Source organism: Frankia sp. CeRuru1 (assembly GCF_977966315.1).
In genome coordinates, this window is record NZ_CDWWEW010000194.1 from 1 (window position 1) to 9,494 (window position 9,494).

Annotated in this window: 8 protein-coding genes; 5 read left to right on the top strand and 3 right to left on the bottom strand. The window is 72.2% G+C overall.

Annotation, left to right across the window (positions count from 1 at the left end; all coding sequences use genetic code 11):
• Positions 1-1,466 (top strand): DUF5719 family protein (locus AC08OP_RS14680; protein WP_476614711.1); only part of this gene is annotated, 1,466 nt, incomplete at its 5' end.
• A gap of 147 nt (positions 1,467-1,613) precedes the next feature.
• Here AC08OP_RS14680 and manA read toward each other — a convergent pair.
• The gene (gene manA, locus AC08OP_RS14685) at positions 1,614-2,921 is read right to left on the bottom strand and encodes a mannose-6-phosphate isomerase, class I (RefSeq protein ID WP_476614712.1); all 1,308 of its coding nucleotides are present in this window, start codon (positions 2,919-2,921) and stop codon (positions 1,614-1,616) included.
• 70 nt (positions 2,922-2,991) lie between these two features.
• Complete coding sequence (locus tag AC08OP_RS14690) at positions 2,992-3,462, bottom strand: metallopeptidase family protein (RefSeq protein ID WP_476614713.1); 471 nt, start codon at positions 3,460-3,462, stop codon at positions 2,992-2,994.
• Positions 3,463-3,786: 324 nt separating this feature from the next.
• On the opposite strand from AC08OP_RS14690, the gene AC08OP_RS14695 reads away from it, so the two are divergent.
• The 4 genes from AC08OP_RS14695 (at position 3,787) to AC08OP_RS14710 (ending at position 7,096) form a co-directional block, all read left to right on the top strand.
• Positions 3,787-4,152, top strand: coding sequence for a DUF3499 domain-containing protein (locus AC08OP_RS14695; RefSeq protein ID WP_035908204.1), 366 nt, complete (start codon positions 3,787-3,789; stop codon positions 4,150-4,152).
• 233 nt (positions 4,153-4,385) lie between these two features.
• On the top strand, positions 4,386-5,744 hold the full coding sequence (locus AC08OP_RS14700; protein WP_476593823.1) for a phosphomannomutase/phosphoglucomutase: 1,359 nt from the start codon (positions 4,386-4,388) through the stop codon (positions 5,742-5,744).
• Complete coding sequence (locus tag AC08OP_RS14705; protein WP_462188239.1) at positions 5,744-5,941, top strand: Trm112 family protein; 198 nt, start codon at positions 5,744-5,746, stop codon at positions 5,939-5,941. The genes AC08OP_RS14700 and AC08OP_RS14705 overlap by 1 nt, the downstream gene beginning before the upstream one ends.
• Before the next feature lie 15 nt (positions 5,942-5,956).
• Entirely contained in the window at positions 5,957-7,096 is a 1,140-nt protein-coding gene (locus tag AC08OP_RS14710; RefSeq protein WP_476614714.1) for an SIS domain-containing protein, read from the top strand.
• A 46-nt stretch (positions 7,097-7,142) separates the two neighbouring features.
• Here the strand turns inward: AC08OP_RS14710 and AC08OP_RS14715 are convergent.
• Positions 7,143-9,494, bottom strand: a 2,352-nt coding sequence (locus tag AC08OP_RS14715) for a transglycosylase domain-containing protein (RefSeq protein ID WP_476614715.1), incomplete at its 5' end; no start/stop codon positions are given.

The following is a 9,494-nucleotide window of genomic DNA, read 5'->3' on the forward strand; positions in this document are numbered from 1 at the left end:
GACTACGGATGGACGTCCGCGGCCGGCGTCACCTGGACCTTCCGCGGCCCTCGGAGGGCAGCGCCGTCACCGGCGTGGCGGGCGGCCGTGGATCGATCCTGGTGACCGCCCAGGGCGCGTCCGCCGGGGGACTGTCGGCCACCGTGACGGCCCGGGACAAAGACGGCGTCGGGTCAATGGGCGGCGTCGGGCCGATTCAGGCGCGTTGCGAGCCGTCCCGGGCCCGGGCCTGGTTCACCGGACCATCGACCGTGGCCGGTCGGGATCCGGTGGTGATCTGGTCGAATCTGGCAGCTGAACCAGCCCGGATCAATGTGCGGGTGCTTTCCGACGGACCGGCGACGTCGCCGCAGGACATCACCGTGCCCCCGGACCACGCGGTGATCCGGCGACTCGCGTCCCTCGCACCGGAGGCCGCCGCGACCGCGCTCGACGTCCAGGTGCGCTCCGGCCGGGTTCTCACCTGGGTCGCGGACCGGCCCAGCGCGGCGCGTGCGGACTCGATGCCGGGGGCGGACCGGGCGGGGCGCGCGGATCCGGTGAGCCTTGTCCCGAGCACCTCCGCCCCGGCCCGGCGTCTCCTGCTTGGCGGGGTCGTCGTCCCGGCGGGGTCCGCGTCCTCGACGGCGCACCTGGTGCTCGCCGCACCGTTGCGGGAGGCCACGGTGCGCATCACGGTCCTCACGGGTACGGGTCGGCACACGCCGATCGGCCTAGAGGCCGTCGTCGTGCCCGCCACCGGTGCGATCACCACGCCCGTGCTGCTGCCGGCGGGCGCCGCCTCGGCCGTCCTGGTCGAATCGGCCGATAACGCACCGGTGCTCGCCGGACTGGCCGCACCGTCGGGCCGGGCGGGAGAGCGGTCGACCGGCTCGGACGGCGGATCCACCTGGGTCGGCGCCACCAGCCTTGATCCTCCGCTCGACCCGCGCGGGCTCGACGCGTACGGCCAGGCGGTCGGCCTCTCCGCCCCGACGGGGCTGGCCGCCGGGGCGGGATCCGCGCCGGACGCGGTCGTCTCCCTCCCGCCGGTGCCGCCCGGCGCGACCGGCGTCGTCGTGCTCGCCGCTCCGGCGGGAGCGGTCACAGCGTGGATCGACGGCGAGCTGGTACGGGTGCGGCCGGGCACCGTCGCGACCGCCCGCATGCCGATCGGGCAGGCCGGTGGACGGCTCGTCGCGGTCGGCGGCCCGCTGGGGGCCACCGCCGTGATCGGCGATCTCCCCGGCAGGCCGGGGGAGGGCCGGGCATCCGGGGATCCGCCCCGCGGGCCTACTCCCTCCGGCTCCACCGGCTCCGGCTCCACCGGCTCCACGTCGTCGACCGCCGTGTCGTCGATCTTTGGGATGTCCAGGCCCGTGATGCCGCGGAGCATCTCTACCGTCGTTCCGTTGTGGGGGGCGTCGAGGCTCCTCGACGCCCCGGTCTCCATCGAGGATCCCACCGTCCTGTATCAGCGCGGCTAGTGCCGAGTCCGCCGACCTTCGATCTTCGCCTCGTGGCGGGCCGGGCACCGGTCGGCGTCCTCCCAGGACGTGCGGGAGGTTCGTGACGCTTCCGGTCGTCCGGTCTTCTGGGCCGTCAGCACCCCGCCCTGTCGGTGGCGTCGCCCGTCAGCGGCCGGGAGCGGCGAGAAAGACCCGACCGGTGCCGGTGAGGGTCAACGCGGCGGATCCGGCCAGCAGGGCGGACCGGCCCCCGCGCAACTCCACCGGGGCGACGGTCGTCCCGTTGTCGGCGGTGCCGGTCACCCGGACCGCACCCTCGACGGCCAGCAGCACCACGGGCCGTCCCACGTTCAGGGCGCCGCCGGTGCAGATCGCCTCGGTGAGGGCGAAGTCCCCGACGGGGACGTCCCAGCCGCGGAGCAGACCACCGGGGGAGACCGCGAGGGTACAGGGCATGAGGATCGGCGCCGCGCTCGGAGTGGGATCAAGGATGCGCAGGAGCTCGTCGACATCGATGTGCTTGGGGGTGAGCCCGCCGCGCAGCACGTTGTCCGAGGTCGCCATGATCTCGATACCCAGGCCGGAGACGTAGGCGTGGAGCAGCCGCGCGGGCTGGAAGAGCCCCTCCCCGGGGCGCAGGGTGACGTCGTTCAGCAACAGGGCGGCCGCGATCCCGACGTCGCCCGGGTGCGCGGCCGCGAGCAGACCGATCAGGTCGGCCGCCCGCGCGACGTCATCGGCTTCGACGTCATCGGCTTCGACGCCGTCCGCCGCGGCCCTGTCCGTCGCCGTGTCGTCCGTTTCGGCGCTGGGCGTCCCCGGCGCTGCCGCGTCGTGCGGGCCGGCGGCGAGCCGGCGGGCCGTCGCCACGAGGTCGCGGACGAGGTCACGGGCGGGTTCGCGCGGCATGGTCAGCAGGGAGCGGAGCACCTGTGCGGCGCCGCCCGAGGGATCGTCGGCCAGTGGTCGGAAGGTGGCGGTGAGGGCCGGTGAGCCCAGCCGGGCGACGATGGCGAGGGTCCGGCCGGGATCACGTACGCCGGCGAGAGCCCGAAACGGGGACAGTGCGACGATCAGTTCGGGCTTGTGATTCCGGTCACGGTAACGCCGCCGCGGATCGCCCAGGCCGAGACCGGCCGCGTCGTCCGCGTCGAAGCCGGCCCGGGCCTGCGCCAGGTCCGGGTGCACCTGCAGCGACAGCGCCTTCTCGGCGGCCAGCACCTTGAGCAGGAACGGCAGCTGACCGACGAGGTCGGTGGCCGGACGGTGGATGCCGTCGTCCTCGGCGAGGGCCGTCGCCACCGGATGGGTGCCGAGCCACAGCTCCGCGACCGGCTCGCCGGTCGCGACCGCCCCGAGCAGGTTCGGAATCGCGGTCGGGGACCCCCAGGCGTACGACTGCGCCTGACCGTGCAGTGGCAGGATCCGGGCGCCGGAGGCCGTCGCCCGAGCGGCATCGTTCCTGGTGGTCACGGTCTCCCTCGTGGTGGGTGTCCTGCGGCCGGCCAGCCAGCGCGGCTCGGCTGTTCCTCGCTGTTGCTCGCTATTCCTCGTCGCCCCAGCCGTGGCCCTCCGGGTCGATCACGGCGGGGTCGACCCCCATCATCTCAGCCATCTCGTGGATGATCGCATCGAGGACGAGCTCGGCCAGGTCCTCGCTGTCGACGGCCCGCGCCTCGATCGGGCGGCGGTAGACGACGATGCGCCGCGGGGTCCCCGACCGACCCCTGCCGCTGGCCGGCTGGTAATGCGCGAGCGGGATCTCGTCATCGGTCACCGCCACCGGCGGGACGTCCTCGACGGCGAACTCGACGTCCGCGAGTTCGGTGGACCACCGGTGGTCGAGATGCTCGACGGCGTCCAGGACGAGATCGTCGAAGCGGTCGCCGCGGGTGGCGTAGGCGGGCACGTCCGGCGGAAGAAGAGTGCCCCGGATTCCACGGCCGCGCCGGTCGCGCCGCCGCCGTGGCGGGATCGGCCGGGCGACTGCCGGGAACCGCTCGGGCTCGCTCACCCTGTCAGCGTAGCGTTCAAGGATGGACGGTCGTCCGTCGATCGCGGTGAACTCCGCGCCGCTTCCGGCATCGCTCGGAGTGGTGCGCCGATCCGTGGGCGCGGTAACGACGGTTTCCGGTCACATCCCTGCGTTTCATCCCCTATCGCTACCAGCTCGAGGACGGTCCATGATCTCAAAATCGCTCTGGATACGTGCTGAAAGAGGGATATTGTATGCGGGCCGCGATGGCATGGTCGACGCCGCGTGACGATTAGTCGTCGCGCCACGCGACACGACCCGAGGTGGTGGCCGTCGTCCGTTCCGGGGGCTACCGTCCGGAACGTGAAGCCTCGGCGCTGCTCCCGCTCGGCCTGTTCCGCAGCCGCGGTCGCCACGCTCACGTACGCCTACGCGGAGTCCACGGCGGTGTTGGGCCCGCTCTCCCCGTACGTCGAACCACACTCCTACGATCTGTGCGGCACCCACGCGGATCGGCTCACCGTGCCGCTTGGCTGGGCTGTGGTCCGGCTCGAGGCCGAGGCGCCCCGCGAGGGGGGTCGTGAGGTGGCCGGGGACGACCTGGAAGCCCTTGCGGACGCCGTGCGTGAGGCGTCCCGGCGGGGAGGGCCGGAGCCCCCGCAGGGTCCGCAGGCCCCACCCCCGGGTGGCCGGCGGGGTCACCTGCGGGCCGTTCCCAGTCCGTCCTGATCCGGAGCGCTCCCACCTCTCGGCCGTCCCGGTCATGTGGTCGTCCCGATCTTCCGTTTGTCCTAGTACCGGTGGTTCGGTGAGTGGTTCGGCGCGACTTCGCCCGGACGCGGTCCTGGCGGTGCCGGACCCGGCGGATAAGGTCAACCGAGCCGGTCGCAGCAGTGGCCGCGCGGCCGGGGGGCACCATTCACCCGGTGCCGGGGGACACCAGGGAGAAGGGGTTGGAAGGGATGCGTGACCTCTCGCGGATCTTCAAGGCGTACGACGTGCGTGGCGTGGTGCCGGCGGAGTTCGATGCCGACGTCGCCCGAGCCACCGGAGCCGCCTTCGTGCGGCTGCTCGGCGCCCCGCGGATCGTGACCGCGCACGACATGCGGGAGTCGTCGGTCCCGCTCGCCGAGGCCTTCGCCGAGGGGGCGGTCAGCCAGGGCGCGGACGTGATCGCCGCCGGGCTGGGATCCACCGATCTGCTCTACTTCGCCGCCGGCTCGCTGAACATTCCGGGTGCGATGTTCACCGCGTCGCACAACCCGGCGAAGTACAACGGCATGAAGCTCTGCCGGGCCGGCGCGGCACCCATCGGCCAGGAGACCGGGCTCGCCGACATCCGCGCGATGATCGAGGCGGGCATTCCCGCCGGTCCCGGTCGTCGCGGCACCGTGACCCGGCGGGACCTGCTGGACTCCTACGTGCGTCATCTGCGCACCCTGGTCGACCTGGCGGGGATCCGGCCGCTGACGGTCGCCGTGGACGCGGGTAACGGCATGGGCGGGCTGACCGTCCCGGCCACCTTCACCGGGCTGCCGCTGACAGTGATCCCGCTCTACTTCGAGCTGGACGGCTCCTTCCCGAACCACGAGGCGAACCCGATCGAGCCGGCGAACCTGCGGGACCTGCAGGCCGCCGTCCGCAGCTCCGGAGCCGACATCGGCTTGGCCTTCGACGGCGACGCCGACCGCTGCTTCGTCGTCGACGAGCGGGGGGAGATCGTCTCTCCGTCGACCATCACCGCCCTGGTGGCCGATCGCGAGCTGGCCCGGGAGCCGGGGGGCACGGTCATCCACAACGTCATCGTCAGCCGGGCGGTCCCCGAGCTGGTCACCGAGCGCGGGGGCGTCCCGGTCCGCACCCGCGTGGGCCACTCGTTCATCAAGGCCGAGATGGCCCGTACCGGCGCGGTCTTCGGTGGAGAGCATTCCGGTCACTTCTACTTCCGCGACTTCTGGCGGGCGGACTCCGGCATGCTCGCCGCGCTTCATGTGCTCGCCGCGTTGGGCGGCCAGGACCGGCCGCTGTCCGGGCTGCTCGGGGGGTACGCCCGTTACAGCGCGTCCGGTGAGATCAATTCCGAGATCGCGGACGCCGCGGCGGCGATGAACGTGATCGAGAAGGCGTACGCGCCGGACGCCGCCGACGTGGATCACCTGGACGGGTTGACGATCTCCTTCTCGGACGGATCCTGGTTTAACCTCCGCCCGTCCAACACCGAGCCGCTGTTGCGGCTCAACGTGGAGGGGCCCGACGACGCCACGATGCATCGGCTGCGCGACGAGATCCTCGCTCGCATCCGGAGCGGAAGGGAAGCCTGATGAGTCTCGACCCGCTGCTGTTGGAGATCCTCGTCTGCCCGTGCAGCAAGCACGGTGAGCTGCGGCCCGACGAGCTGGGCGGTGCCCCCGTGCTGGTGTGCCTCGCCTGCGGCCTGGCGTTCCCGGTGCGCGACGACATCCCGGTGATGCTGCTCGACGAGGCGGTCCCGTTCTCCGGCGCGCCGGCGTCGAACTGACGCCGCGGCCTCGACGTGTACCTCGACGAGGCGATCCTCGACGACACCGCCCGCATTGACGCCGGTCACGCCGGCGGTCTCCTGCCGCACATCGCCTCCGCCGCCCGCCAGGTCCGTCGCGGTGCCACCCTCGCCCAGGAGGCCGGGGTCGCTCGCCTTGCCGCTGACGGGCGGCCCCGGGCGGTCGTCATGGTGGGGGTGGGCGGCGCGGCGCTGGCCGCCGGGGTGCTCGCCGCCGTCGCCGGGCCGGCCAGCCCGGTGCCCGTCATCGGTCACCACACCTACGGCCTGCCGGGCTGGGTGGGGGTGGCCGACGTCGTCCTTGCGGTGTCGGCGTCCGGTACCTCCGCGGAGACCTGTTCGGCGGTGGAGGAGGCGAACCGGCGTGGCGCGCGGGTGGCCGTGGTCGCCCCTGCCGATACCCCCCTGGCGCACCTGGCCGGGGTGGCCGGTGCGCCCCTCGTCGTGACCTCGGCGGAGCAGCCCGCTCGTGCCGCCCTGTGGTCGTTGTCGCTGCCACTGATCATCGTCGCCCGGGCCCTGGGTATCGCGCGGGTGGCGGACGAGGCGATCGAGGCGGCCGCCGTCCGCCTCGAGGACGTCGCGACCCGCTGCCGTTCGTCCAGCGAGTCATTCGTCAATCCGGCGAAGACGCTGGCGCTCGAGCTGGCCGGTACGTTGCCGATCATCTGGGGAACCTCACCGGTGACGAACGTGGTGGCCGAACGTGCCGTCACCCAGCTCGCGACGAACGCGAAGTATCCGGCCATCGCCGGGGCGCTGCCGCATCCCGCCCGCCACCAGGTCGCGCTGTTCGACGGTGCTTTCGGCGCGGGTCTCGCGGCTGGCGGCCCGGTGCGCGACGACTTCGACGACTTCTTCCGCGACCGCGCCGAGGAGGACGAGTCGATCCGGCTCCGCCTGGTCCTGCTGCGCGATCCCGACGTCGAACGCCTGGATGTCGCCCGGCAGGCCGAGGCGGCGGTGGCGGTGGCGGCCGAGCGAGGCGTCGGCGTCACCGAACTGCGCGCCGACGGCGGCGGGCCGCTGGAACGGCTCGCCTCACTCATCGGCCTGTTCGACTACACGGCCGTTTATCTCGCCCTAGCGCTCGGGGTCGATCCCGTGCAGGTGCCCGCGGGCCCACGACCTTAGGCGTTGACCAGGACCTTAGGCGTTGACCAGGCCGCCGGAAGGCTGGCTAGCGGCCGGCAGGCTGATCCCCTCTGCCGGATCCCGGTTCGACGCCGTTCTGAGGCTGCTGCGGCTGTCCCTGGTTCTGCCCGCTCTGGCCCGTGCCGGGCTGGGCGCCGCCTCCCTGTGGCTGTCCGCCCATGCCGGGAAAGATCCGCTGACCCAGGTTCTGCAACAAGTCGCCGAGGCCCTGACCGGGCGCCGGTGCTGGCGGGGTGTTCTGCAGACCTCCCTTGGTGCCGCGCGCGACGGTCGGATCGGCGCCGGGCAACGGGACCACCGGCCGGTTGGCCAGGGCGGCCCGCATCGACTTGCTCCAGATGATCGCGGGCAGGTCGCCGCCGAAGACATGGGGCCAGGTCCGGCCGTCGGCGACGACGCCCCGCAGCGGGTGGCTCTCCGCCCCCATGGGGTCGCCGACGGATACCGCCGCGGCGAGCTGCGGGGTGAAGCCGACATACCAGGCGGCCGAGAACTCGTCGGTGGTGCCGGTCTTGCCTGCCGAGGGGCGGTCGATGGCGGCCTTGGTCCCGGTCCCGCGGACCGGGACGCCGGCGAGCACACTGGTCACGGTGTCAGCAACACCCTTGGCGAGTACCTGTTCGCACTGCCGCGGCTGGGCGATGTCGATCGGGTCGTGGCTGGAGTCGATGGCCTCGGTGGCGAAGCGGGGCGTGCAGCGCACCCCGCCGCCGGCGATCGTCGCGTAGGCGTCGGCCATCTGCAACGGGGAGACGTACATGTACTGGCCGCCGCCGATGGCGGTGGCCCCGTCGGTGGAGCCGATCTTGTCTGCCTTCGGCGGTGTGACGCCCAGGCGTTTGGCCATCTCCAGGACCGCCGGGATGCCGGTCTTCTCCGCGAGCTGCACGTAGAAGGTGTTCACCGAGTCCCAGGTGCCCTTGGGGATGTCGTAGATGCCGGCCTCGGCGGGATCGGAGTTCGAGAAACCCCTGGGGCAGTCGCCCTCACCGCGGTCCAACGGGAACTTCTTGGTCTCGTAGCAGGCCGGGGAGTAGAAGGCCGTTGAGGTGCCGTAGCCCTGTTCGAGCGCGGCGGCGAGCACGAAGGTCTTGAACGTCGACCCGGGCTGGAAGGTGGCGCTGGTCGGCAGCGGCACCACCGTCTGGTTGACGGCTGTGTTCGAGCCGTACACCCGGTTCACTGCCATGGCGAGGATGTTGCCGGTGCCGGGCTGGATGACGACCTCGGTCGCCGACACCCGGCTGCTCGGTGACACGGTCGAGTTGACGGCGTCCTGCGCCGCCTGCTGCACCATCGGGTCGAGAGTGGTCCTGATGACCAGGCCGCCCTCGTAGATGCGTCGGTTGCGTTCCTCCAGGGTGGAACCGAGCGCCGGGCTCGCCCGCAGCTGGGACCGCACGTAGTCGCAGAAGAACGGCGCCGATGAGGTCTCGCAGGAGTCCGCGGCCGGCGGCGGGGCCTTCACGACGTTCAGCGGCATCTGCTTCGTCGCCTCTGCCTGGGTGGTGGAGATATACCCCTCGGCGGCTATCTTGTCCAGCACGGTGTTGCGCCGGGCCAGCGCGGCCTCCGGGTAGGCTGCGGGGTTGTACCGGGACGGACTCTGCACGAGCCCGGCGAGCAGCGCCGCCTGTTCGAGAGTGACCTGGGAGATGGGCACCCCGAAGTAGTGCTCGGCGGCGGTGCCGATCCCGTACGCGCCGTCACCGAAATACGCGATGTTGAGGTAGCGCTCCAGGATCTCGTCCTTGGAGAACCGCTTCTCGATGCCCAGGGCGTACCGGAGTTCCTGGATCTTGCGTTCCAGGGAGTTCCCGGCCACGACCTCTCGCTCCCGCGTGGTGCGGGCGTTCTGCAGCAGCACGTTCTTGACGTACTGCTGGGTCAGCGTCGAACCGCCTTGAGAGACTCCGCCGGCCTCGCTGTTGCGCAGCGCGGCGCGGAAGACGCCCTGTGGGTCGACGCCGCCGTGCTGGTAGAAGCGGGCGTCCTCGATCGAGATAATTGCCTCGCGCATGATCTTCGGGATCTCGTTGCCGGGCACGACGATGCGGTTCTCGGCCCCGCGCAACATGGCGATCACTGATCCGTCGGCGGCCAGAATCGTCGAACTCTGCGGCAACGGAGGCGTGACGAGCTCGGCGGGCAGCCCGAGGAAGTGGTCCGCGCTTCCCTTGGCGAACAGGCCGACCGCACCGACGAACGGCAGGGACAACAACGCGATGACCAGCCCGAGAACGATTGCCGTCAGCCCCATCTTCTTCAGGACCCGACGCCGGTTCACGGGTGGACGGGGGATGAGCGGCCTGCCCGCTCCCCCGGCCCCGGCCCCGCCGGCCGCCGCCGGACCGTCGCCCGTGCCGCCGGGGGAGCG

Excerpts from the sequence above, each read along its gene's own strand:
- AC08OP_RS14700 (WP_476593823.1), top strand. The coding sequence starts at position 4,386 with ATGCGTGACCTCTCGCGGATCTTCAAGGCGTACGACGTGCGTGGCGTG.
- AC08OP_RS14705 (WP_462188239.1), top strand. The coding sequence starts at position 5,744 with ATGAGTCTCGACCCGCTGCTGTTGGAGATCCTCGTCTGCCCGTGCAGC.